Origin of the sequence: Vibrio renipiscarius, from assembly GCF_000827885.1 — a bacterium.
Lineage (GTDB): Bacteria > Pseudomonadota > Gammaproteobacteria > Enterobacterales > Vibrionaceae > Vibrio > Vibrio renipiscarius.
This window is the reverse complement of the sequence record NZ_JTKH01000006.1, coordinates 71,461-96,943: the sequence shown is the minus strand read 5'-3', so window position 1 is coordinate 96,943 and position 25,483 is coordinate 71,461. Positions and strand designations below refer to the sequence as shown.

22 protein-coding genes are annotated in these 25,483 nt (G+C 47.1%); 10 read left to right on the top strand and 12 right to left on the bottom strand.

All coding sequences use genetic code 11. The annotated features are described in order from the left end of the window. The first annotated feature begins 169 nt into the window (after window positions 1-169). The 5 genes from metN to OJ16_RS03630 all read left to right on the top strand — a co-directional run bounded on the left by metN (window position 170) and on the right by OJ16_RS03630 (window position 5,406). The gene (gene metN / locus OJ16_RS03650; protein ID WP_040987560.1) at window positions 170-1,204 is read left to right on the top strand and encodes a methionine ABC transporter ATP-binding protein MetN; all 1,035 of its coding nucleotides are present in this window, start codon (window positions 170-172) and stop codon (window positions 1,202-1,204) included. Next, window positions 1,194-1,871 carry a methionine ABC transporter permease gene (locus OJ16_RS03645; protein WP_040987558.1) on the top strand — a complete coding sequence of 226 codons (678 nt, stop codon included), beginning with the start codon at window positions 1,194-1,196 and terminating at the stop codon, window positions 1,869-1,871. Before metN ends, OJ16_RS03645 begins: the two co-directional genes overlap by 11 nt. Window positions 1,872-1,895: 24 nt before the next feature. After that, complete coding sequence (locus OJ16_RS03640) at window positions 1,896-2,705, top strand: MetQ/NlpA family lipoprotein (RefSeq protein ID WP_040987556.1); 810 nt, start codon at window positions 1,896-1,898, stop codon at window positions 2,703-2,705. 180 nt (window positions 2,706-2,885) lie between these two features. Beyond that, a complete protein-coding gene (gene tsaA, locus OJ16_RS03635) occupies window positions 2,886-3,581 on the top strand; it encodes a tRNA (N6-threonylcarbamoyladenosine(37)-N6)-methyltransferase TrmO (protein ID WP_040987554.1) in 696 nt (231 codons plus the stop codon). A 109-nt stretch (window positions 3,582-3,690) separates the two neighbouring features. Continuing rightward, a complete protein-coding gene (locus tag OJ16_RS03630) occupies window positions 3,691-5,406 on the top strand; it encodes a proline--tRNA ligase (protein ID WP_040987552.1) in 1,716 nt (571 codons plus the stop codon). A 78-nt stretch (window positions 5,407-5,484) separates the two neighbouring features. On the opposite strand, the gene OJ16_RS03625 is transcribed toward OJ16_RS03630, so the two are convergent. Continuing rightward, a complete protein-coding gene (locus OJ16_RS03625) occupies window positions 5,485-6,330 on the bottom strand; it encodes a class II glutamine amidotransferase (RefSeq protein ID WP_040987550.1) in 846 nt (281 codons plus the stop codon). Window positions 6,331-6,414: 84 nt separating this feature from the next. Next, complete coding sequence (gene lpcA, locus OJ16_RS03620) at window positions 6,415-6,993, bottom strand: D-sedoheptulose 7-phosphate isomerase (protein ID WP_040987548.1); 579 nt, start codon at window positions 6,991-6,993, stop codon at window positions 6,415-6,417. Between the two features lie 299 nt (window positions 6,994-7,292). On the opposite strand from lpcA, the gene fadE reads away from it, so the two are divergent. Further along, on the top strand, window positions 7,293-9,740 hold the full coding sequence (gene fadE / locus OJ16_RS03615; RefSeq protein ID WP_040987546.1) for an acyl-CoA dehydrogenase FadE: 2,448 nt from the start codon (window positions 7,293-7,295) through the stop codon (window positions 9,738-9,740). Between the two features lie 89 nt (window positions 9,741-9,829). Here the strand turns inward: fadE and OJ16_RS03610 are convergent, their stop codons facing one another. Continuing rightward, complete coding sequence (locus OJ16_RS03610) at window positions 9,830-11,146, bottom strand: TIGR03503 family protein (RefSeq protein WP_040987544.1); 1,317 nt, start codon at window positions 11,144-11,146, stop codon at window positions 9,830-9,832. Window positions 11,147-11,154: 8 nt separating this feature from the next. Continuing rightward, window positions 11,155-11,898: a DNA polymerase III subunit epsilon gene (gene dnaQ, locus OJ16_RS03605; protein ID WP_040987542.1), complete on the bottom strand. Its 744-nt coding sequence runs from the start codon at window positions 11,896-11,898 to the stop codon at window positions 11,155-11,157. A gap of 56 nt (window positions 11,899-11,954) precedes the next feature. On the opposite strand from dnaQ, the gene rnhA reads away from it, so the two are divergent. After that, a complete protein-coding gene (gene rnhA / locus OJ16_RS03600; protein WP_040987540.1) occupies window positions 11,955-12,419 on the top strand; it encodes a ribonuclease HI in 465 nt (154 codons plus the stop codon). A 22-nt stretch (window positions 12,420-12,441) separates the two neighbouring features. On the opposite strand, the gene OJ16_RS03595 is transcribed toward rnhA, so the two are convergent. After that, a complete protein-coding gene (locus tag OJ16_RS03595; protein ID WP_040987537.1) occupies window positions 12,442-13,203 on the bottom strand; it encodes a methyltransferase domain-containing protein in 762 nt (253 codons plus the stop codon). Between the two features lie 33 nt (window positions 13,204-13,236). Here OJ16_RS03595 and gloB point away from each other — a divergent pair, with 33 nt between their 5' ends. The 3 genes from gloB to OJ16_RS03580 all read left to right on the top strand — a co-directional run bounded on the left by gloB (window position 13,237) and on the right by OJ16_RS03580 (window position 16,323). After that, on the top strand, window positions 13,237-13,995 hold the full coding sequence (gene gloB, locus OJ16_RS03590) for a hydroxyacylglutathione hydrolase (protein WP_040987535.1): 759 nt from the start codon (window positions 13,237-13,239) through the stop codon (window positions 13,993-13,995). Between the two features lie 70 nt (window positions 13,996-14,065). Further along, complete coding sequence (locus tag OJ16_RS03585) at window positions 14,066-15,640, top strand: LysM peptidoglycan-binding domain-containing protein (protein WP_040987533.1); 1,575 nt, start codon at window positions 14,066-14,068, stop codon at window positions 15,638-15,640. Next, complete coding sequence (locus OJ16_RS03580) at window positions 15,637-16,323, top strand: YIP1 family protein (protein WP_040987530.1); 687 nt, start codon at window positions 15,637-15,639, stop codon at window positions 16,321-16,323. The genes OJ16_RS03585 and OJ16_RS03580 overlap by 4 nt, the downstream gene beginning before the upstream one ends. Window positions 16,324-16,336: 13 nt before the next feature. Here OJ16_RS03580 and OJ16_RS03575 read toward each other — a convergent pair whose 3' ends face one another. From OJ16_RS03575 to lpxB, 7 genes are all read right to left on the bottom strand, one after another. Further along, entirely contained in the window at window positions 16,337-17,200 is an 864-nt protein-coding gene (locus OJ16_RS03575) for an endonuclease/exonuclease/phosphatase family protein (RefSeq protein WP_040987528.1), read from the bottom strand. Window positions 17,201-17,320: 120 nt separating this feature from the next. Continuing rightward, window positions 17,321-17,659, bottom strand: a complete 339-nt coding sequence (gene glnB, locus OJ16_RS03570; RefSeq protein ID WP_040987526.1) for a nitrogen regulatory protein P-II — start codon at window positions 17,657-17,659, stop codon at window positions 17,321-17,323. 64 nt (window positions 17,660-17,723) lie between these two features. Continuing rightward, on the bottom strand, window positions 17,724-19,046 hold the full coding sequence (tilS, locus tag OJ16_RS03565) for a tRNA lysidine(34) synthetase TilS (protein ID WP_040987523.1): 1,323 nt from the start codon (window positions 19,044-19,046) through the stop codon (window positions 17,724-17,726). Window positions 19,047-19,138: 92 nt separating this feature from the next. Further along, the gene (accA, locus tag OJ16_RS03560) at window positions 19,139-20,098 is read right to left on the bottom strand and encodes an acetyl-CoA carboxylase carboxyl transferase subunit alpha (protein WP_040987521.1); all 960 of its coding nucleotides are present in this window, start codon (window positions 20,096-20,098) and stop codon (window positions 19,139-19,141) included. 37 nt (window positions 20,099-20,135) lie between these two features. Beyond that, window positions 20,136-23,615, bottom strand: a complete 3,480-nt coding sequence (dnaE, locus tag OJ16_RS03555) for a DNA polymerase III subunit alpha (RefSeq protein WP_040987518.1) — start codon at window positions 23,613-23,615, stop codon at window positions 20,136-20,138. A 62-nt stretch (window positions 23,616-23,677) separates the two neighbouring features. Further along, on the bottom strand, window positions 23,678-24,307 hold the full coding sequence (gene rnhB / locus OJ16_RS03550; RefSeq protein ID WP_040987515.1) for a ribonuclease HII: 630 nt from the start codon (window positions 24,305-24,307) through the stop codon (window positions 23,678-23,680). Next, a complete protein-coding gene (gene lpxB, locus OJ16_RS03545; protein WP_040987513.1) occupies window positions 24,307-25,455 on the bottom strand; it encodes a lipid-A-disaccharide synthase in 1,149 nt (382 codons plus the stop codon). The genes rnhB and lpxB overlap by 1 nt, the downstream gene beginning before the upstream one ends. Between the last annotated feature and the right edge of the window lie 28 nt (window positions 25,456-25,483).

Below are 25,483 nucleotides of genomic sequence, written 5' to 3'. Positions count from 1 at the left end.
TTTCATCACGATCTAATTCTGAATCAACAATAATGCGCAATTCAAATAGACGTCTAGACGTAAAAATACCTATTGACACTAATTCAACAAACCCATAGCATCATCTGATAAATGAGATGTAGCTCAACATTATCTACTGTTCCTATTTCGAGCCAAAGCAGGGTTCTCAATGATTGAAATCAACCAAGTTAATAAGATTTTCTATCAAGGTAAGAAGGAAATTCCTGCCTTAGTAGACATCAATCTTAGCATCCCTCAAGGGACTATTTTTGGCGTAATTGGCGCATCGGGTGCAGGTAAAAGTACACTGATCCGCTGTGTTAATATGCTTGAAGTGCCAACAAGTGGCAAAATTATTATTGATGGCGTCGAATTGACGGCCTTAAGCAAGTCTCAACTAAGCGAAGCTCGCCGTAACATCGGCATGATCTTCCAGCACTTTAATCTGCTTTCTTCTCGTACCGTTTTCGGCAATGTCGCTCTCCCTTTAGAATTAGCAGGCAAAGACAAAAAACACATTCAAGCCAAAGTGTCTGAGTTACTCAAACTCGTCGGCCTTGAAGACAAGCACGAAACCTACCCTGCTAATCTTAGTGGTGGTCAAAAGCAACGTGTGGCAATCGCTCGCGCACTCGCTTCAGAACCGAAGGTATTGCTGTGTGATGAAGCCACCAGCGCACTTGATCCTGCAACAACTCAATCGATTCTGGAATTGCTGCGCGAAATTAACCGTAAGCTGAAGATCACCATTTTGTTGATCACGCATGAGATGGACGTAGTAAAAAGCATCTGTCACGAAGTGGCGATCATTGGTGGCGGTGAACTGGTTGAAAAAGGCACGGTCGGTGAAATTTTTGCCCATCCGAAGACGGAACTTGCTCACCAATTTATCCGTTCAACGCTGGATCTCTCTATCCCTGAAGATTACCAGGTTCGCTTGCAGCCAACTCGTGTTGAAGGTAGCTACCCATTAGTGCGCTTAGAGTTTACCGGCGCGACAGTTGATGCTCCGCTGATGAGTCAAATTGCGCGTAAGTACAATATTGACGTCAATATTCTAAGCTCTGACCTGGATTACGCCGGTGGCGTCAAATTTGGCATGATGGTCGCTGAATTATTTGGTAGTGAAGAAGATGGTAATAATGCTATCGCATTCTTACGTGAGCATAATGTGAAAGTAGAGGTGCTTGGCTATGTCCTTTAATACGTTTTCTCAATGGCTAAGCTTAAATGCCGATTTATTGCTAGGCGCAACATTTGAAACACTCTATATGGTTGCCGTATCCGGCATCGTCGGTTTTGCCGTGGGTATTCCACTTGGCGTCATTCTGCATACCTCTAAGAAAGGCGGTCTACTCGAAAATACGCGCCTTAACAGCATTCTTGGTGCGGTGGTAAACGTGGGCCGTTCGGTGCCTTTCTTGGTGTTGATGGTCGCAATCATTCCAGTAACCAAACTGCTGGTTGGCACTTTTATCGGTACTACCGCCGCGATTGTACCACTTACTATTGGGGCAATTCCGTTTGTCGCTCGTTTGATTGAAGGCGCGCTACTTGAAGTGCCAAATGGCCTTGTTGAGGCGGCACAATCGATGGGTGCGACCCCATTACAAATCATCAACAAAGTGCTGCTTCCAGAAGCAATGCCGACCATTGTTAACTCAGTCACCATTACGCTTGTCACCTTGGTCAGTTACTCTGCAATGGCAGGAACCGTGGGTGGTGGTGGTCTAGGTGATGTGGCCATCCGTTACGGCTTCCACCGCTACGATGTGCTGATCATGGCCGTGACCGTCGTCATGCTCATTGTGCTCGTTCAAATCATTCAATCTATCGGTGATGCCGTTGTTCGCCGCGTAGATCATAGATAAAAAAGTTTTTATAAGGAGATTGTTATGAAATTTAATGTTAAAGGTTTACTGGCGATTGCCGTTGCAACGTCTGCACTGATTCTTTCTGGTTGTGGCGAAAAGGAAGTCGATACAAGCAAGATTAAAGTCGGTGTCATGGCAGGTGCTGAAGAGCAAGTGGCAGAGATTGCCGCTAAAGTCGCCAAAGAAAAATACGGTTTAGACGTCGAGCTTGTGACCTTTACTGATTACGTCACGCCAAACGCGGCGCTAGACGATGGTTCAATCGACATCAACGCGTTCCAACACAAACCATACCTTGACCAACAGATCGCCGATCGCGATTACAAAATCGTTGCCGCGGGTAATACGTTTGTTTACCCAATTGCTGGCTACTCAAAAGAGATCACATCGGTTGATGAAATCGAAGATGGCGCTCGTATCGCAGTACCAAACGATCCAACGAACCTAGGCCGTTCTTTGCTGCTGCTTGAGCAACAAGGTTTGATCACGCTACGCGAAGGTGCGGGTCTACAAGCGACTGTTCGTGACATCACGGCGAACCCGAAAAACCTCACTATCGTTGAGCTTGATGCTGCGCAACTTCCTCGCTCTCTAGACGATGTGGTTCTTTCCGTCATCAACAACACTTACGCAAGTTCAGTAAACCTAACACCACAACGTGATGGTATTTTCGTTGAAGATAAAGAATCTCCATACGTGAACCTAATCGTGGCACGTGAAAACAACGTGAATGCTGAGAATGTACAGAACTTCGTAAAAGCATACCAAACAGAAGAAGTGTACAACGCAGCTTCTAAAATTTTCCAAGGTGGTGTCGTAAAAGGCTGGTAATTCACCTCCTTTTCTTCCTAACCTGACAAAGCTGGCATTCTTGCCAGCTTTTTTATTTTACGCGCTCCAATCACCAAGACCGCTCATTTCCAACTTTCCTCACGTCACCACATCGCTTAGCAAATACTTGCCTTTCCGTGTGTGTTATCTTGTGCAAAACAATTATTCAGAGATGATGGCATGCACACCATTGACCCTATTGGCATTATCCAAAGCCCTTATAAAGAGAAATTTGCCGTACCACGACAACCGCGTTTAGTCCCTGCGGCAACCGCTCGAGTAAAACTACAAGGTGCGGTCAATTGCGCCGAAGCTTTACGCGGTATTGAGCAATTTAGCCATGTGTGGCTGCTCTTTTTGTTTGATCAAAATTTAGCTGCCGGGTGGAAGCCGACCGTGCGCCCCCCTCGCCTTGGCGGCAATGAACGAATGGGCGTACTCGCCACACGTTCAACTTTTCGTCCTAATGGCATTGGCATGTCTGCGGTGGCTTTGAAAGGAATCCGTCAGGAAGGTGACCAGTATTATTTAGAGCTGGGCAGCGTAGACCTTGTCGATGGCACACCAATTATCGATATCAAACCGTACATCCCTTATTCCGATGCGATTGTTGATGCTGACGGTGGTTATGCCGAAAGCGAACCGGAAAAGGCTATCGTGTGCTTTTTGCCTCCAGCCGTCGAAGTCCTTACGAATATTGTAAATGGCCAGCATATCCGCCAGGTCATCGAGCAAGTATTGGCACAAGACCCTCGCCCAGCCTATAAGAAAGGGAAACCTGACACGAAAGAGTACGCGGTAAATTTGTTCGATTTGAATGTTAAATTCACCGTAAACGATAACTTAGTGTCTGTTACGGTGATTGAACACTTTTGACAAAGGCGTTTGGCTGATATTATAGGCGGCTAACAAATTCCCCTCGTGGGATCTTCTTACTCCAGCCCACTCTGGCTGAGTATCTAACTTTACTAAACGGATAAATTGAATGCGTACCAGTAATTATCTTCTTTCTACTCTTAAGGAGACTCCAAACGACGCAGAAGTAGTGAGCCACCAGCTCATGCTACGTGCAGGTATGATCCGTAAGCTGGCTTCAGGTCTTTACACCTGGCTACCTACTGGTCTACGTGTATTGCGTAAAGTCGAAAACATCGTTCGTCAAGAAATCGATAATGCCGGTGCAATCGAAACGTTGATGCCCGTTGTTCAGCCGTTTGAACTTTGGGAAGAGACAGGTCGTTCTGAAAAGATGGGTCCTGAACTGCTTCGCTTTACTGACCGCCACGTTCGTCCGTTTGTACTAAGCCCAACAGCTGAAGAAGTGATCACTAGCCTTGTGCGTAACGAAGTGAGCTCTTACAAACAACTTCCGCTAAACCTGTACCAAATCCAAACTAAATTCCGTGACGAGCGTCGTCCACGTTTCGGCGTAATGCGTGCACGTGAATTCTGCATGATGGATGCTTACAGCTTCGACATCGATAAAGCGGGTCTAGAGAAATCTTACCAAGCAATGCACGATGCTTACTGTAAAGCGTTCGATCGCATGGGCCTTGAGTACCGTCCAGTATTGGCAGACTCTGGTGCTATCGGTGGTAACGGTTCACAAGAATTCCACGTGCTTGCAGAAAGCGGCGAAGATTTGATTGCATTCTCAACCGAATCTGATTACGCAGCAAACATCGAAAAAGCAGAAGCTCTTGCTCCAGCAACTGAACTGGCGGCACCAACTCAAGAGATGACGCTTGTTGATACACCAAACGCGAAAACCATCGCAGAATTGGTTGAGCAGCACGGCCTAGCGATTGAGAAAACCGTTAAAACGCTTTTCGTTAAAGCGTCTGACGCCATCGATGCGCCAATCGTTGCTCTTATCATCCGTGGTGATCATGAGCTAAACGAAATCAAAGCTGAAAACCTAGCTGAAGTTGCTGCTCCACTTGAAATGGCAACTGAAGATGAAATGCGCGATCTTATCGGCGCGGGTGCGGGTTCACTGGGTCCTGTCGGTCTTGAGCTACCATTCATCGTTGACCGCTCTGTTGCGGTAATGAGCGATTTCGGCGCTGGTGCAAACATCGACGGCAAGCACTACTTCGGTATCAACTGGGGTCGTGACGTTGAGCTAGGCCAAGTTGCCGATCTACGTAACGTTGTTGAAGGCGACCTAAGCCCTTGTGGCCAAGGTACATTACTGCTTAAACGCGGTATCGAAGTAGGTCACATCTTCCAACTTGGAACGACTTACTCAGAAGCAATGAACTGTAGCGTTCTTGATTCAAACGGTAAGAACTCAATCCTAGAAATGGGTTGTTACGGTATCGGTGTTTCACGTGTTGTCGCTTCTGCTATCGAGCAAAACAACGACAAATACGGCATCATCTGGCCAGACGCTCTAGCGCCTTTCCAAGTAGCGATCGTACCAATGAACATGCACAAATCTGAGCGCGTTCAAGAAGCAGCAGAAAAGCTATACGCTGAGTTCACTGCTATGGGTATCGAAGTGCTATTTGATGATCGTAAAGAGCGCCCAGGCGTGATGTTCTCGGATATGGAACTGATCGGTATCCCTCACACTATCGTGATTGGCGATCGCAGCATGGACGAAGGTAACTTTGAATATAAGAACCGTCGTTCAGGTGAGAAAACGGCGGTAGCAATGGCAGACATTGTTGAGCACGTTAAAGCGCAATTCGCGTAAGCGTTAGCACTCAAAATAGAAAAAGGTTGATGTGGAAGCATCAACCTTTTTTATTGGGAGTCATTTTATTTAATGACTCTAATCCAACGATCCACTCGGCGCTTGGCTGGCGACTTTCATGGCCGCAAATGGGGCATCCACCAGCTGATCAGCATTGCCATCAATCAACTCACCAAAGTGAAATAAACCATACTCGCTCGGTTTCATCCGATGCCAAGCTTCGTTATCAGTTAAAGGCTGTGTTGCCACCACCGATACCACATCATTGGGTGTCGTCTCTTCTTGGAAATTAATCGTCACGTCTTCGTCAATCAAGCTGGCTTTGCCAAAAGGCGCGCGGCGGGTAATCCAATAAAGATGATTCGTGCAGTACGTCATCACATACTCACCATCAGACAGCAGCATGTTAAACACGCCCTTTTCTTTTAGCGTATCGCAACACTCGGCCAAAAATCGAAACATCCCCATCATATCTTGGGGTGGTTCTGGGTAGCGCTGCTCAAGTTGCGTCATCAGCCAGCAGAAAGCCAGTTCGCTGTCCGTTTGCCCTACAGGACGAAAGCGCCCAAGAGACAACTCTTGATAATCCGTCAGTTGACCATTGTGAGCGAATGTCCAATAACGCCCCCAAAGCTCTCGGGTAAATGGGTGGGTATTTTCGAGATTAACGCCGCCACGATTAGCTTGACGAATGTGGCTGATCACCGCACGACTTTTTATCGGGTAATTCTGAACTAATTCGGCAATTTTTGATTGGCAGCTAGGGTTGGGATCTTTGAAGGTACGAAAGCCTTTGCCTTCGTAAAAAGTAATCCCCCAGCCATCGCGATGGGGGCCAGTATTGCCACCACGTTGCATCAAACCGGTAAAACTAAAGCAAATGTCTGTGGGTACATTTGCGCTCATTCCGAGCAATTCACACATGGTTTAACTCACTCCCTAAATAAACACCCAATACCAAACTAACATATTGTTGGTATTGGGATAAACCGTGCAGCGGAATGGGAATTACTTTTCCATTTCCTTTTCGATCAACTGAATCACAATATGGATAATTTTGATGTGAATCTCTTGAATACGATCAGCATAACCAAAATGCGGTACGCGAATTTCAATATCCGCACAACCCGCCATTTTACCGCCATCTTTACCCGTTAACGCGATGGTTTTCATGCCTTTCTTTTTTGCCGCTTCAATGGCATTCAAAATGTTCACTGAATTGCCTGAGGTTGAAAGACCAAACAAAACATCGCCTTTTGAACCCACGGCTTCAAGGTAGCGAGAAAAAACAAAATCGTAACCAAAATCGTTACTCACGCAAGAAAGATGGCTAGGATCTGAAATCGCAATACCTGGGTAACCAGGGCGGTTTTCACGGTAACGACCAGTAAGTTCTTCCGCAAAGTGCATCGCGTCACAGTGAGAGCCACCGTTACCACAAGACAGTACTTTACCGCCCTGTTTAAACGAATCAGCGATCAATTTTGCTGCTGCTTCAATTTGGGCAATATTATGATCATCACTTAGAAACGTGTTCAGCACTTCAGCCGCTTCAGTCAGCTCACTTTTAATCAAATCCTGGTACATAAGCATTCTCTTTTAATCAATATTAGAGCGCTGTTATTACAGCCTCAGACTCTTCTGAGTTTACTTGAACCATTCGCACTGTCGAGAGCCTGCCCGAAAGATTTCATCGAATCTTGACCTTTGCGGTTCACAAAACCGACATCACCGCACATTTATAGACTCTTTACTCTACACGGATCACTTTTTGAACAATCTAGAGTTTTACATTTTATTAATATCTCGATTACAATTTAACTGGTTAGACCACTAAATTACTCCAGACAACGAGAAATCAAAAAGTCTGAGAAGGAACACATAATATGGATATCTTGCTCTCTACTCTTGGCTTTATTGCCGTACTTGGCGCTTGCCTCTATCACCGCTCATCACTGCTGCTGTCATTGGCCGCATTGAGTGCCACGATGATCGCCCTCTCTGTGATGGGTTACATCGGTTCGATCAGTTGGATTCTTTTCCTCGCTGCCGTCGCCCTATTGACCGTCCCTCGCATTCGACAAAAACTCATCAGCCGAAAAGCGCTTTCTTTATTCAAACAAGTGCTGCCAGCCATGTCTCAAACGGAAAAAGAAGCCTTAGAGGCGGGCACAGTATGGTGGGAAGCCGAGCTGTTTAAAGGCAAACCTGACTGGCAAAAACTGCATGATATCGCCGCACCAACCCTGAGTGCAGAAGAGCAAGCGTTCTTAGATGGCCCAGTAGAAGAAGTGTGTGCCATGGTCAGTGATTATGAAGTCACACACGAATTGGCCGATCTGCCCCCGCATGTCTGGCAATATCTCAAAGATCATAAGTTCTTCGCTATGATCATCAAAAAGGAATATGGCGGATTAGCGTTTTCTGCCTACGCTCAATCGCTGGTACTGCAAAAATTAACGGGCGTGTCTAGCGTGCTCTCCTCGACCGTCGGCGTCCCCAATTCACTCGGGCCTGGTGAATTACTACAACACTACGGCACACTCGAACAAAAAAACTATTACCTTCCCCGCCTTGCGCAAGGTAAAGAGATCCCTTGTTTTGCCTTAACCAGTCCAGAAGCGGGCTCAGATGCGGGCTCCATTCCCGACTATGGCGTGGTTTGTTATGGCCAATGGCATGGGGAAAAAGTTCTTGGGATGCGTTTAACATGGAATAAACGCTATATCACACTGGCGCCGGTCGCCACCGTTCTTGGTCTGGCTTTTAAACTGCGTGATCCTGATGGATTACTCGGTGACACTCCAGATCTCGGTATTACCTGTGCCTTGATTCCAACCAACCTTCCTGGCGTTGAGATCGGCAATCGCCACTCACCATTAAATGTGCCTTTTCAAAACGGCCCTACTCGCGCCAACGAGCTGTTTGTACCGATCGAGTACATCATTGGTGGACAACAAATGGCAGGACAAGGCTGGCGTATGCTAGTGGAATGCCTCTCTGTTGGTCGTGGCATTACCCTGCCTTCTAACTCAACAGGCGGAATTAAAACCGCGGCATTAGCCACGGGGGCTTATGCGCGCATTCGCCGCCAATTCAAACAGCCGATTGGTCATATGGAAGGGGTTGAAGAGCCACTCGCTCGCCTTGCCGGTAATGCGTATGTGATGGATGCCGCCAGCGCGCTCACTGTCACCGGTATCGACTTAGGTGAAAAACCTTCGGTTATCTCTGCGATCGTCAAATACCACTGCACCCATCGTGGTCAACGCAGCATCATTGATGCGATGGATATTGTGGGCGGTAAAGGGATCTGTCTCGGCCCTTCTAACTTCCTTGCTCGAAGCTACCAAGGCGCCCCGATTGCCATTACCGTTGAAGGTGCCAATATTCTCACTCGTTCAATGATCATCTTCGGCCAAGGTGCGATTCGCTGCCATCCATATGTACTGACCGAGATGGAAGCGGCATACTCCGAACATCACAACGCGCTCAATCAGTTTGATGAGGCGCTAGCAGGACACGTGAGCTTTAGCGCCAGTAACTTTGTACGCAGCTTATGGTTAGGGCTAACCGATGGCCATTTCTCCACTGCACCGAGCAAAGATGACACCCAGCGTTATTACCAGCAGCTCAATCGCTACAGCGCCAATATCGCTTTACTCTCTGATATCTCAATGGCAGTGCTTGGCGGCTCACTCAAACGTAAAGAGCGCCTATCCGCTCGCCTTGGTGACGTCCTCAGTCAGCTTTACTTAGGCTCTGCCACACTGAAGCGTTACGATTTAGAGGGACGCAATAAAGAAGATTTACCGCTGTTACATTGGGGGATGCAAGACTGCTTGTATCAAACCGAGCAAGCGATTGATGGGTTACTGGCCAACTTCCCGAATCGCACCATTGCGACATTGTTAAAATGGGTTGTCATGCCACTCGGTAAAGTTCGTCACCAGCCAAGTGATCGATTAGACAGTGAAGTGGCACAAATCATCCAAACTCCGAGCGTAACGCGTTCACGTCTAGGTCGCAATCAATACTTAACGGCCAGTGAGCACAATCCAGCAGGCCGTATTGAACACGCTTTGCACATCATATTAGATGCCGAGCCAGTGTTTGATAAAGTGTGTAAAGCGCAGGGCAAGCGCAGACCGTTCTTAAAACTCGACATGATTGCTGAGCAAGGCTTAGAACTAAAGGTGATTAATCAAGAAGAAGCTCAGCTGCTAATTGAAGCAGAAACGCAACGCTTATACGTGATTAATGTGGATGATTTTGCCCCACAAGAATTGGCCGCTAAACCACAAAGCCCAGCGGCAATGGATGAGGTCGCTTAATTAACTGAAAGAAGAACGTTGAAACCATACTCTCACCGGCATAAAGGGCGACACCTCGTCCTTTATGCCAATTAAAGGGAGCATGCTTGCTAACGCTTTTTAGGGATCTCTAGCTGCATTTCTGGAATCGCTGCTTTTTTCGCTTTCACTTTGCGCATCGCAAACCAAATGAATATCGCACCAAGCACAATCACCACGTTACTCAATACGATGATCATAATACTACGATGACGCACCTCTTCACGTTGCTGTTTAATGCGAATCTCTTCCAAACGCTGCGCCTGTTTGATTTGCTCTTCTTCTTGTAAACGACGAGTTTCGGCCAAATCAATGTCCTTCACGACGCTGTACGTTTGTTCCGCTAATGGGAACATCAACTCTCGCCCTGAGCCTAGCTCTGTCGCAAAAACCTTGCCTGACCAAGCATACTCACCAATCACACCTCGATAAGGAATGTTCAATTGCACTCTCATCGCTTCAGCATCCACTGCCGCGCGCTCGACCGCGATGAGCTCACCTAAAGCATCGACATGTTCAATATGTGCCGCCAACGATCCCGGTTGAATCATGCCCTGCTCACCCGAAAAAATAACCTGATGCGATTGGTTTTCTTTACGTGATTGAATAAAGGAGAGTTCGATTGGGTTGGGGTAAACCAAAACCTCTTGTTCCTGCGCTCGCAAAAACACACCATTGCCGGAAGTGATACGAACCCGATATTTACCAGGCGGCGTACTCACGGGCAAAGACACCGTAAAGACGCCATCACCCGGCTTTTCATCTAAATTTTGGCCATCATCAGCAAACACACCCACTTCGATCGGAACAGGACGGGCCTCTTTCACCAAACTGGCTTCATTTTCAATGAATTTAGTGAAGGTGACTTTCAATTTAACGCGATCGAGAAAATCACGTAATACCAAGGGGTGTCCATTTGAGGTTAAACGCGCGGTGAATTTAATATCTTCACCTTGGAACAAACGCTCGGGTAATGATTCCGCCGACAATTTGAGATGAGAGATTAACTTAATTTTATTCTTTGGTGTCACTTGGCCAATCGCCTGCCAAGGCCCTGCCATCGGGTTCTCGATGGAAATAATATCCATCGTGGATTCTTGATACCATCGAACGTTATCAGGGCTACGATTAAAATAGTATTTGCGACCATCAGGGCGGACTAACACCACCGGTTTAGAGGCTTGGGCTCGATAAATAACAAACGTAATATGTTCAATACTCGAGTCAACTCTAAAGCGGTTATCCAGTAACGACATCGCGCTTTCAGAAGGAGAATGGTCAGACATTGAGGTGCTCTGTGCTGCATAGCTCTGTGCTGCATAGCTCTGTGCTGCATAGCCCACTGAACAAACGAATAACCCCATTAGGGCAAACCAAATCCTCAACATCTTTCCTCCTATTGACGCCAAAGGCAGCTTGCGCTTTTATCGACGATATCTAAACGGCTATTGTGTGCCTCTATTTCATCGGCGGTAGCGCGTAAAACCTTTAGCGCTTTTCGCTCACTCGACGCACGTTTTATCGATCCGCCTCCCACATCATCACCATTTTCACTGCCCGGATTGAATTGCAAAGACGTTTGCCCACCGGTCATCAATAGATAAACGTCAGCCAATATCTCCGCATCGAGTAATGCGCCATGAAGCGTTCGGTGCGAGTTATCAATACCGTAACGGTCACAAAGAATATCAAGGTTATTACGCTTGCCTGGGAAAATGCGCTTCGCCATGGCTAAGGTATCGGTCACCTTACAATATTGCTCTGTTCGACCAATAGAGCGGTCTAACTTCTCGAATTCGTAATCCATAAAGCCCACATCGAAGGGAGCATTATGGGCAACAAGTTCAGCGCCTTTTATGAAGTCTAAGAATTCACGGTGAACCTCACCATATTCCGGCTTATCGCGTAGGAACTCATCGGTAATACCGTGAATAGCGACCGCTTCTGCTTGAATTTCACGATCAGGTTTAATGTAGACGTGGAAGTGACGACCCGTCAGTTTGCGGTCAATAATCTCAACAGCACCGATTTCAACAATGCGGTGGCCAAGGTAATGCGGTCCACCGTCTTGGTTCATACCGGTGGTTTCTGTATCGAGAACAACGATACGATGCTGATTTGAATTGTTACTGGTATTCATTGCGAACTATATGTCAGACTATGTGGATTATGTGCTAACACCTATAGTATCAAATCATGACGAAACAAGTGGAAATTTTCACTGATGGTTCTTGTTTAGGTAATCCAGGGCCTGGTGGTTATGGCGTTGTGTTACGTTACAAGCAAGTCGAAAAAACGCTCGCCAACGGCTATACCCTCACCACCAACAATCGCATGGAAATGATGGCAACCATCGTGGCACTTAAGGCCTTAAAAGAGCCATGCCAAGTGGTGCTCACCACTGACAGTCAGTACGTCCGTCAAGGCATCACACAGTGGATTCATAACTGGAAAAAACGCGATTGGAAAACCGCCGATAAAAAGCCGGTAAAAAACGCTGATCTTTGGAAAGCTTTAGATATTGAAACCCAACGCCACACCGTTGATTGGCGCTGGGTAAAAGGTCATGCTGGTCATCGTGAAAACGAAATGTGTGACGAATTGGCCCGCACCGCGGCGGAAAACCCAACCGATACCGACCACGGGTATATCCCAAACTAAATCGTCATCGTCAAGACTATCGTTAATCGTTATGACGTGGGTGAGAGTGACGGTGGGACTTCGATGACAACTTATAATTAACGCTGACCGGCGTTAATTTTCGTTTCAGCTTCCAATGCGGTTTGATCGGTTTAAGGGGATATGTACGCTTACGAGCGACAATGAAATACAAACTGCCCATCGGGGTCGCCCAATCTCCCATACCACCCTCTAGCCAAGTCCAAAATGTGCGATAGCGCTGCATTGGGAATAAGCCGTATTGATCACAAGCAATCACTTGATAGTTCAAAATACCTAACCAATCTTTAATCCGATTAGTGGTGAACATTCGCCCACTCCACGGTAAATTATTTTTTCGCCACGGCATAACACTGGCTAGGCCCGTCAAACTGATCGGATTAAAGCCTGTTAAGATCAGATAACCATCGTCCATCATCACTCTATCCACTTCACGCAACATGCGATGGGGATCATTACAATAATCGAGCTGATGAGAGAGAATCACCGTATCAAAGCTTTTCTGTAAAAAGGGCAAATCGTAACCATCTGCGATCACATTATGCAAAGGATTGTGGATATCTACATTTACTTGGTGTTGAATGTTACAGTTGCAACTGGTGAGCTCACAGCTTAAACCACCCAACTTAAGCATATGATAGCCAAAAAGTTTAGGGCACCACTCATCGAGCCGAGTTTGGATAGATTCGTTAACCCATTGGCCGTTTTTTAATTGCTCCCAAGAATGGGGCTGTATAAGCTTTTTTTCACTGCGTGCTGGTTTCATAACGAGCTCACTTTGATAAATGGAGATAAAACCATGCTATATATCAAAAGCATACCTGCGTTTAACGACAATTACATCTGGCTAATTCAAAACAGTGATGGTCGCTGTGCGGTTGTTGATCCGGGCGATGCTGCGCCTGTTCTGGCTTACTTAAAACAACATGAGTTAACTCTAGAAGCGATTTTAATCACTCACCATCATAATGACCACATTGGTGGTATCCCAGAGTTGGTTCGTCAATTTCCAACGATTGATGTGGTCGGCCCGGCGAATGAACCTGTACCTACATTAACCCACCCTGTAGAGGCGGGCGATCAAATTCATCTTTTTGACGAAGTCTTTTTTGTACTAGGTCTTGAAGGTCACACTTTAGGTCATGTTGGCTATGTCGGCGACGGTAAACTTTTTTGTGGCGATACACTTTTTTCTGCGGGATGTGGACGCGTGTTTGAAGGCACGATGGAACAAATGTACCAATCACTGACGAAGCTCGCGGCTTTACCAGAAGAGACCGAAGTGTACTGCGCGCATGAATATACGGCAGGCAATCTTGCGTTTGCTCTTGCTGTCGAACCAGAAAATGCACAATTGCAGAAATATCGTGACGAAGTAAACCGCCTCCGCGCACAAAACCAGTCGACAATTCCCACCACCATTCGCCGTGAAAAATGGATCAATCCATTTTTGCGAGTTGATGAAGCAAGTGTCATACGCTCAGTCAGTAACCGAACGTCGCAAATTGATCCTGTGTCAATTTTTACGGCATTGCGTGAGTGGAAAAACGAATTTTAACGTTTTCTTGCTTGTCACTTTACTAACGAGACAAGTATTATCAGCAGCCGTTGAAAAGAAGGGCTGTACCATGCGATTTAAACACAGCTGGGTTCTTGCACTGGTATTAACCGGTTGCCAAGTCTCCCAGCCAACTACGCCAAAATCTGACGTCAAAACGACCCCAGATAACACCTCTACTACTGCACCAGTAGCGCCTGTCACCCCTGTCATTGCACCGGTAGAAACACCTGTAGTTGCTGCGCCAGTCGTGACGCCCCAAACACAAGAAGATGTATGGCAACGTATTGCTATGCAGCTTGAGATGCCGATACCCGATCATAAAACCGTCGACTATTACCGTACTTGGTACTTAAAACACCCAAGTCACCTCAAAACGGTCTCTCAGCGCGCACAACCCTTCCTGTACCTGATTACAGAGAAGATTGAACAGCGTGGCTTACCACTAGAACTGGCCCTATTGCCTGTTGTAGAAAGCTCATTTGATGCCTTTGCTTACTCACACGGCAGTGCCGCTGGTTTGTGGCAATTTGTGCCATCAACAGGAAAAATGTACGGCCTCGAACAAGATTATTGGTATGACGGTCGTCGTGACGTGGATGCAGCAACGGATGCAGCCCTTGATTTTCTGACCGACTTAAACCAGCGTTTTGATGGCAATTGGTCACACGCCATTGCCGCCTATAACAGTGGTGGTGGTCGCGTATCCAGCGCGATTCGTAAAAACACCAAAGCGGGCAAACCTATCGACTTTTTCTCGCTCTCGCTGCCAAAAGAGACCAGCGCATACGTGCCAAAGCTGCTGGCATTAGCGGACGTCATTGCGAATCAAGAAAAATACGGCATTGATATTCCGCCGATTGCCAACAAGCCCGTTGTCGAACTCGTTAAACCAGGCGAACAACTCGACCTCGCGATTGCGGCAAGCTACGCGGACATTTCGGTTGGCGAACTGCAAAGCTTGAACCCTGCGTACAATCAGTGGGCAACATCCCCTGAAGGCAATACACAACTGCTTTTACCGATTGCCTCTGTTGATAAGTTCAATGCTCAATTGGCGCAAAACCGCGGCAAAGGGATGAAAGTGGCTCGCTATAAAGTGCAATCGGGAGATACCGTGAGCACATTGGCGCAAAAATACCACACCACCAGCCAAGTGATTCGCACGGCGAATAACATGAGTAACAACAATATTCGCATTGGTCAGCACTTACTCATCCCAATCTCAACCAAAGATGATAAAGATTACACCCTCAGTGCAACCAACCGTCTCGCCAAAACGCAATCAAAAGCGCGCGGCCAATACAAGTTGTCGCATACGGTCAAAAAAGGCGACAGCCTGTGGAGTATTGCGAAAGCCAACAAAATCTCGCATGCCTCACTGGCGAAATGGAATGGCATGGGTCCTCGTGACACCCTACGCATTGGCCAAGACTTGGTGATTTGGAAAAACGGCGCGGATGGCGCGGTGATTAGAACGGTATTCTACAACGTTCGTAACGGTGACACCGTTAGTGGAATTGCCAATAAATTCAAAGTCAAAACAATCGATGTTGTGAAGTGGAATAGCCTAGAAAAGAAAAAATATCTTAAGCCTGGGCAAAAGCTAAAGCTGTATGTAGATGTCACTAAGGTGAGTGTATGACGCCTTCAAGCAACCCTCTCAGCATGCTCGTCGATATTTTCCGCTCGCCTAGCGCGTGTTTTATCGCACTGCATCAAAATGGCATGTGGGGCTGGCAACCCTTTATTGTATTGCTATTAACCCCCTTCCTGTTTTGGGGGGCTTATTTCGATATCGTTAATTTTGCATGGCTACAGCAGATCTTACTGCCTCAATTGCAGCAAGTAAGACCAGAACAAGCCATTCTACTCGATGCCAATACATTAATGGCCAGTGAGATCATCGCTGACATTCTCGGCCGAATGACGACGATTGCCTTATTGGCTTTTTGGCTTCATTTCGCGACGAAACCAAGCCAACACCAACATGGTTACTGGAAGTGGTTTGCTGCCAGTTGCGCTATTTTGTTCCCAGTGGTTCTAGGGGATCTCGCCAGCTATGTCAGCGCCTTGCTTAAACATGGCCAAGTGCTCAGCTATGCGGCGAATCTAAATAGCTTAAATGGTCTATTAAAATTGCCAATGACCAGCGATTGGTTTGCCTTTGCCAATTCACTGCCACTGCTTATGCCTTGGTATATTGCGCTTGGTTTTGCCGCCGTCGGCACTTGGACCGAGTTTGAACGTGGCCAAGCCCTCGCTATTGCGGCCCTGCCTTGGATCGTTGTTTACAGTGTTTGGGCCGTGTTCTTAGCGATATTCTAATACGGTTCTCCGCTTACGGAAGTAAGCGGAAATAGACTTCAAGCGGATTGTGATCAGAGGCGTCAGAAATGGGCGCCTCTGCTTTTTCAAGCGTCAAGCCGCGATAAAATAAGTGATCAAGCGGTAAGCCATTAATAAACTGTTTACGGTGATCACGCTGATAAGTCACCTCAGTGACACCTACGCTTGCCAAGACTTGCTTCATCACCGCTAATCGCTGCTCGCTCCAACTATTAAAATCCCCCGCCACAATGATCGGACCAACGTGCGTTTTCAGCACTTTCGCCAATCTCTCAAGCTGATGATGGTACTCTTGCGTTCCATAGGTAAAGTTGACCGCATGAATGTTCACCACCGCTAACAATTGCTCGTTAGACAAAGGGTAAGTGGCATAAAGCGCAGATTTTGGCAGCCGCAGCCACGGTTCCATTTCGGTATAGCCACAAGCCAGTTCCGGCAATTGATGCGCTAAATTGAGCACTCCTGCTGAAGTATCAAAAGCTTTAAACGCATCGACTAAATGACCACTCCACCGCCCTTGAACAATCCACTCACGTAATTGTGATGTCATGCTCGCTTCTTGTAATAACAACAACTGCTTATCTTGAGAGAATCCCTCTAAGGCACGTTGCCAATTGGGACGATTCTGTTTATAGATATTCCACACCAACACATTGAGCTGACCATTATGGTCAATCACTTGGGGGGCAGGGTTTTGATAGCAAGCGAGCTCAGGCTGAAGATCGTGACTCGGGGTTATTGACGAGGTGATGGTCGTGACCTGAGCAGATTCAGGTAAAGTGAAAATGGCTTGGTAAGTAAAATACGTCGCGGCAGTCACAAGCCCCGCCAGCGTAATAAGGACTCTTTTTTTCATCGTATGGGGTCGCACTCATCTAGCAGTATGCTGATTGTATATCCTTCTTATTTAATCAGCGGCCCTTCCAAATTTGGTCCGCTCAAAAAATAAAAGAGCCTTGCGGCTCTTCTATCAGGATTAAATGGCGTCTTCGTCTTCTTCACCAGTACGAATACGCACAACACGCTCAACGTCAGTGATAAAGATTTTACCATCCCCAATTTTGCCGGTTTGTGCCGTTTCAATAATGGTATCGACACACTGGTCTGCGACTTCATCCGTCACAACAATTTCAAGCTTCACTTTTGGCAAAAAGTCGACCATGTATTCTGCACCGCGATACAGTTCTGTGTGCCCCTTCTGACGGCCGAAACCTTTCACTTCTGATACCGTCATACCGGTGATGCCCACTTCCGCGAGTGCTTCGCGTACATCATCCAGCTTAAAAGGCTTAATGATCGCCTCAATCTTTTTCATGTTCATCCCTTAAACTACTGTTGTTTTCAAACATTATCCCAAAAAGAGCCCGGAATAAAAAGCCTCAGCCTAAAACCGAGCGTGGTTTTGTTTGCCAATCCAACTTATATCCCGTGCCGATAAAATCTTTGCAAACAAAAACACCCATAACGGCGACAACTTCACCCTGACACAGCACGATGGGCGTACGACGCCTCAACCAGCTCGGCACCCCATATTCTTGAAACAGTTTTTTCAGTTTACGGCTGTGGCCACGATCAGCTGGGTGCGCGCTCAACCCCTCAGGGTTAAAGGTCACTTGTAACTGAGTTAATTGAGCTTGTGTAAAAGCGAGATCCCCACAATGATCTGACGTCAGGCGAATCTGCCCTAGCCCATCGGGTAATAACAACGGTTGCTCAGCAAAAAGCGGGCTTTGCCATGACGTCACCTCTAACTGAGGCACCACATGATACAAACGCTGCTCAAACCGTCGGATCTCGCACTGACCAAGGTTTAAAATCGGATTCGCATCTCGAACCGCGAGTGCCACTTGCTGCCAAATTAAGGTTAAATGGGCACGACTCGGCATGCGTATTGCCGCCTCAGCTAACCACATTCTCAGCAGCTGCATACGGACACGCTCGCTTTGCTGCCTCATACCATCAATAGATAGGCTGCCATCGGAAGCGCGCAAGTCTTGCAAGCGTGCAAGCAGCAACTCCTCAAGAACCGCTTCTTGTTCTGCGCATAATTCCGCGCTGCGCTGTATTGATGTGTGAATATGTGGCCATCGCTGCTTAAGAACAGGCGCGACTTGATGACGAATAAAGTTACGGTCAAATCGTGTGTCTAGGTTACTTTCATCTTCGACCCAGTCCAGTTGCGCTTTTTTTGCCGCGTGTTCAATGTCATCACGCGAAGCCATCAATAGAGGTCGAATCAGTGTGCCTTGATGCCATGGCATCGCCTGAGCCATGGCTGACAGCCCTTTCGGTCCACTGCCACGCTTTAAAGCCAATAAGAAGGTCTCTAACTGATCATCGCTATGCTGACCAGTCAGTAAGATATCGCCTTGCTGTACATGCCGTTGTAAAGCGCCGTAACGCGCCTCACGAGCCGACTCTTCTATGCTTTTGCCATCTAAATCAAGCTGTACACGCTCAACAACACATTCAATTTCGACATGTTGGCACCACTGCTGACATTGCAGTGCCCACTCGTCGGCATTTTTGCTCAACCCATGATGAACATGCACGGCAAGGCACACCACACCGTGCGCTTGTTGATAGCGACTCAATAAAGCCAGAAGCAAACGAGAGTCAACCCCGCCACTAAATGCCAACACGATTTTATTCGGTTGATAACCTTGCAGAGCTTGAGAAAATAGCGTGTAAAGTGAATCCATAGTCGCCAATAATGCATTGGAATATAAGTGTTATTCTACACCAAATAAAAAGGGTTGAGACTATGCTCAACCCTTTAACGTTTTGCGAACTATCAACAGTAGCCGTAGCTCATCAGACGCTGGTAACGACGCGCCATTAGCGCTTCTTCATCAAATTGCTCAAGTTCATTTAATTGACGCAGTAACGTCTCTTTCATGTTCTCAGCCGTTTGTTTATGGTCGCTGTGTGCACCACCTAACGGCTCATTGACGATTTCATCAATCAACTCAAGTTCTTTTAGACGCGGTGCAATCAAGCCCATGGCTTCTGCGGCTTGCGGTGCTTTATCAGAATCACGCCATAAGATGGATGCACAACCTTCCGGTGAAATCACAGAATACGTTGAATATTGCAACATGTTGACATAATCACCCACACCAATCGCCAATGCGCCACCTGAACCGCCTTCACCCACGACGTTACAGATCACAGGAACCGTTAGGCCTGCCATGGCTTTTAAGTTCGTCGCAATCGCTTCTGATTGGCCACGCTCTTCTGCACCCACGCCTGGGTAAGCACCCGCCGTGTCAATAAACGTAATAATTGGCATTTTAAAACGCTCTGCCGTTTGCATTAGACGTAACGCTTTACGATAACCTTCCGGCTTTGGCATACCAAAGTTACGTTTAACTTTTTCTTTGGTTTCACGTCCTTTTTGATGACCAATGATCATCACAGGGCGGCCTTCTAAGCGAGCAATACCACCCACAATCGCTTTGTCGTCCGCGTAAGCACGATCACCGGCAAGCTCATCAAATTCAGTAAAGATATGCTCGATGTAATCTAAGGTGTATGGACGACGAGGGTGGCGCGCAAGTTGAGCGGTTTGCCATGCGTCTAAGTCGCTAAACACTTTCTTTTTCAGCTCTAGGCTTTTCTTCTCAAGCAGTTCAATCTCTTTATTTAGATCAACGCCCGCATCACCACCGTGACGAGAAACATCACGCAGTGCTTCGATTTTAGCTTCAAGTTCTGCGATAGGCTTTTCAAATTCTAAAAAGTTCAGGCTCATCTATCGATCCTTTTTTATTCGGCAATCAGTGCCAAATTTAGTTAAATTCGAGTTCTACTTGGTCTTCACCAAGCAGCTGTTTTAAATTATCTAATAATGCATCACTTGGCGTTACACGCCATTCTGTACCTAAGGTTAAACGCGCTCGTGCGTCTGAACGTTGGTAATAGACATGCACAGGAATGGTTCCTGCACGATAAGGCTCTAGGATGCGACTAAAGCGCTCAAAAAATTGGTTGTCGATCTGCGATTCGCTGATCGAGATAGAGAGACCACGTGCGTATTTTTCACGGGCACTGCCAAGATCCATGACCTCGCGCGCAGTCATTTTAAGACCCCCGTTGAAATCATCAAAGCTGACCTGTCCGGAAACCACTAAAATTTTATCGCTTTCGAGCAATTCTGCATACCGATCGAGTGCATCAGTGAACAACATTACTTCCATACGACCGCTGCGATCATCAAGCGTCATTAAACCAATCCGGTTTCCGCGCTTGGTGGTCATTACGCGAGCGGCAATAACAAGTCCAGCGATCGTCACCGATTGATCTCGTCGAGTTGGCGTTGCATCAACTAATCGACAGCTGGTGTATTTACCCAACTCCTTGATATAGGCATTGATCGGATGGCCCGTTAAATAAAGTCCTAACGTATCACGTTCACCTTCTAGCCATACTTTTTCTGGCCATGGTGGAACCTTAGTATACTTGTTCTCAACTTCTTCTGGCGCTTCTGTTAATACACCAAATAAGTCAGTTTGACCAAAAGATTCTGCTTGATGATGCTGACTGGCGGATTTAACCGCATCATTGAGCGATGCCATCAGCGCGGCACGGTGCGGCCCCAGTCGGTCCAATGCACCGGCATAGATCAATTTTTCAATGACACGCTTATTGACCTTTTTCAGATCAAGACGAGCACAGAAATCGAATAAGTCTTTAAAGTGACCGTCTTTATTACGAGCGGCCAAAATGGTTTCGATCGGGCCCTCACCGACGCCTTTGATCGCACCAATACCATAGACAATGGCACCGTCTTCATCAACGTTAAAGCGATACAAGCCAGAGTTAATATCAGGCGGCAGTACTTTCAGCTTCATGCGTAGACATTCGTCGACGAGGCCAACGACTTTCTCGGTGTTGTCCATATCCGCCGTCATTACGGCAGCCATAAATTCCGCTGGGTAATGCGTTTTTAACCATAATGTTTGGTAAGAAACCAGAGCGTAAGCAGCTGAGTGCGATTTGTTAAAACCGTAACCGGCGAATTTTTCCACCAAGTCGAAGATTTTCATCGCCAACTCGCCGTCCACGCCATTGGCGATGGCCCCCTCTTCAAAGGTGGCGCGCTGCTTGGCCATTTCTTCTGGTTTTTTCTTACCCATCGCACGACGAAGCATATCCGCCCCACCAAGGGTGTAACCAGAGAGAACCTGAGCGATCTGCATAACCTGTTCTTGATATAGGATGATGCCGTACGTCGGTTCTAGGATCTCTTTGAGTGACTCATGTTGCCACTTTTCATCTGGGTACGATACCGCTTCTCGACCATGTTTACGGTCGATAAAGTTATCCACCATGCCCGATTGCAATGGACCAGGACGGAACAAGGCCACCAATGCGATGATGTCTTCAAAACAGTCTGGTTGCAGACGCTTGATCAGCTCTTTCATACCACGAGATTCAAGCTGGAATACCGCGGTCGTTTCTGAATTTTGCAGCACTCGGAACGATGCTTCATCGACCAGTGGAATAGACTCGATACGTATCGGATCTTTCCCTTCACGCTCAAGTCTTGGGTTGATCAATCGCAATGCCCAGTCAATGATCGTTAAGGTACGCAAGCCCAAGAAGTCGAACTTAACCAAGCCGGCAGTTTCAACGTCATTCTTATCAAACTGCGTCACGGGGAAGTGGCCTTCCGCATCGGCATAAATAGGCGCAAAATCCGTAATGGTGGTTGGCGAGATAACCACACCACCCGCGTGCTTACCCGCATTTCGCGTACAACCTTCAAGAATACGGCACTTATCAATCAGCTCTTTAACGTCTTCATCCGCCGCATACAACTCCGGCAGTGCAGGTTCAGCCGCAAACGCTTTTTCAAGCGTCATACCTGGATCTGGTGGAATAAGCTTCGAGATACGGTCAACAAAGCCAAATGGATGGCCAAGTACACGGCCGACATCGCGGATAACCGCTTTCGCAGCCATCGTACCGAAGGTAATGATCTGCGATACGGCATCGCGTCCATACATTTCGGCAACGTGGTCAATCACTTGGTCACGTTTGTCCATACAGAAATCGACGTCGAAATCGGGCATAGATACACGTTCTGGATTCAAGAAACGTTCGAATAGGAGATCATATTCCAGTGGATCCAAATCGGTAATTTTCAGCGCGTAAGCCACTAATGAGCCCGCACCTGACCCTCGACCAGGTCCAACAGGGATTTCATTGTCTTTTGACCACTGGATGAACTCCATTACGATCAAGAAGTAACCTGGGAAGCCCATTTGGTTGATGACGTCTAATTCAATTTGCAGACGTTCATCATATTCAGGGCGACGAGCCAATCGCTCCGCTTCGTCAGGGAAGAGGAACTCTAAACGCTCTTCTAGACCTTCGCGTGATTTCATCACCAAGAAGTCGGTTTCTTCCATCCCTTCGGTTGGGAAAGCCGGCAGGAAATATTCCCACAGGCGAACGGTTACGTTACAGCGCTTGGCAATCTCGACACTGTTTTCAAGTGCTTCTGGAATGTCGGCAAAGAGCTCGCACATTTCTTCTTCGCTACGCAGGTATTGCTGCGGGCTGTAATTTTTTGGTCGGCGAGGATCGACGAGCGTATACCCGTCATGAATCGCAACACGAATTTCATGCGCATCAAATAAGTCTTCGTGCAAAAAAACCACTTCGTTAGTGGCCACGACCGGCAAATCCGAACGTTCGGCCAGCTCTAGAGCAAAGTGTAAATAGCTCTCTTCATCCGCTCGTCCAGTACGAATAAGCTCTAGGTAAAATCGATCAGGAAAATGTTGCTGATAAAAATCCACACATTGCTGAACGAGAGGCAGGTTGCCTTTGAGCAACGCTTTACCGATTTCGCCACTCTTACCACCCGATAGGATGATAAGCCCTTCCGATAGTTCAACGAGCCACTCTTTATCAATCACAGGCTGATGCTGAACATGGCCACGCAAATAGGCTTTGGAGATCAGCAGCGTGAGGTTTTTGTAACCGGTATTATCTGCCGCGATCACCGTTAACTTTGTTAATTCATCTCCAAACTCGGCCGACTGCATCTTAAAGTCAGCACCAATAATCGGCTTAATGCCGCTATTGTGCGCCGCACCATAAAATTTCACCAAACCACATAGGTTGGTAAAATCGGTTAATGCCACGGCTGGCATGCCCATTTCGGCCACTTTTTTTACCAACGGTGACACTTTGGACAGACCATCGATCATGGAATAATCACTGTGGACTCGGAGATGGATAAACTTTGGATCTGACATTAATTTTTTCCGGCTTTGGCGCTTAACGAGCTATTCTGTGCTGTGGTTATTCTACGTGATTGTTACTCTATTCCGAGCGCTTTTTTCACGGGTTTAAAACTTTTACGGTGTTGTTCAATCACGCCATGCTGCTCGATAGCGTCAAAGTGTGCTTTGGTCGGATAGCCTTTATGCTTAGCGAAACCAAATTGCGGGTATTGTTTGTCCAATTCTTCCATCTCTTGGTCGCGCACCACTTTAGCCACGATAGACGCCGCACTGATCTCTGCGACGCGAAGATCACCTTTGACAACGGCAATGGCATCCATATCCAACGCTGGGGTGCGGTTGCCATCAATCAAGGCCAAATCTGGTTGAATAGATAAACCCGCAATCGCGCGCTGCATCGCCACCATTGTCGCTTGCAGGATATTCAATTCATCAATTTCTTCCGGGGAACAGCGTCCAACCGCCCATGCCAGTGCTTTTTCTTTGATTTCTGGAAGCAAAGCCAAGCGTTTCTTTTCGCTGAGCTTTTTCGAGTCGTTCAGACCCTCAATCGGATTATTAGGATCGAGGATAACGGCAGCGGTCACCACATCACCCACTAACGGACCACGGCCGACTTCATCAACACCCGCAATCAGTTGATAACCTTGTGGGTATTCAAATGGCGGTAACTCTTTTTTTTCTTTGCTTTTATCTTTACTCATCACGCTTTGTTCATTCCAATCAAATTTAATACAGCGGTCGCCGCTTGCTTATCGGCGTCTTTGCGAATCCAGTGGTGCATCTCGGTAAATTTTTCGACCATGGTCTGGCCATGCTCGCCCAGCAAACGTTCAACTTCTTCGCTAAGGTTCTCTGGCGTGCAGTTTTCTTGAAGGAATTCTTTGACTAACTCTTGATCAGCCAGAATATTCGGCAAAGAGACGTATTTTGTTTTCAACATACGACGAGCAAGAAATGCCGTAAAGGCATTCACTTTATAGCCCACTACCATCGGGCGCTTTATCAGCATGCACTCGAGCGCAACGGTACCCGACGCAAGCATCACTGCATCAGACGCCGTAATGACATTTTTGGCCGTATCATCAATCAAAACAAACTCGAGTTCGGGAGCATGTTCACGCCACGCACTTTCAAACTGCTCTCGACGCTTAGGGTTAACGAGTGCCACCACAAAACCTAAATCCGGATCGTTCTTATGCAGCTGTTTACAGGTTTGAATGAAGGGCTCCGCTAACATATTGAGCTCGCTACCACGACTCCCCGGCAAAACCGCTAGCCATCGCTTATCTTGGGCCAAACCCAATAAATCACGTGCAGGGGCTTTATCCGATTCAAAGGGAATCGCATCCGCTAGCGTGTGGCCAATAAACTCACAAGGCACATCAAATTTATCGTAAAACGCTTTTTCAAACGGTAAGAAAGCCAACACTAAATTGGTTGCTTTGGCGATACCAAAAATACGTTTTTGACGCCAAGCCCAAACCGATGGACTGACATAATGGACCGTTTTAATACCTGCGTTTTTCAGATCAAGCTCAAGGCGAAGATTAAAATCAGGCGCATCGATGCCCACAAAGACATCCGGTGGATTTTGCGTAAAATACGAGACCAAATCCGCTTTGACTTTCAGTAAACGAGGTAAACGCCCCAAGACCTCGACCAATCCCATAACGGATAATTCTTCCATCTCAAACAGAGATTCACAGCCTTGAGCCATCATTTTAGGGCCACCGATACCGACAAATTCTGCGTCAGGATATTGCTGTTTAATGGCTTTGATAAACCCTTCTCCCAACGTATCACCCGACAATTCGCCGGCAACGATACCAATCCGTAATGGCCTTTCCATTTTTTAATCCTCGTACCTTAGAAACGCA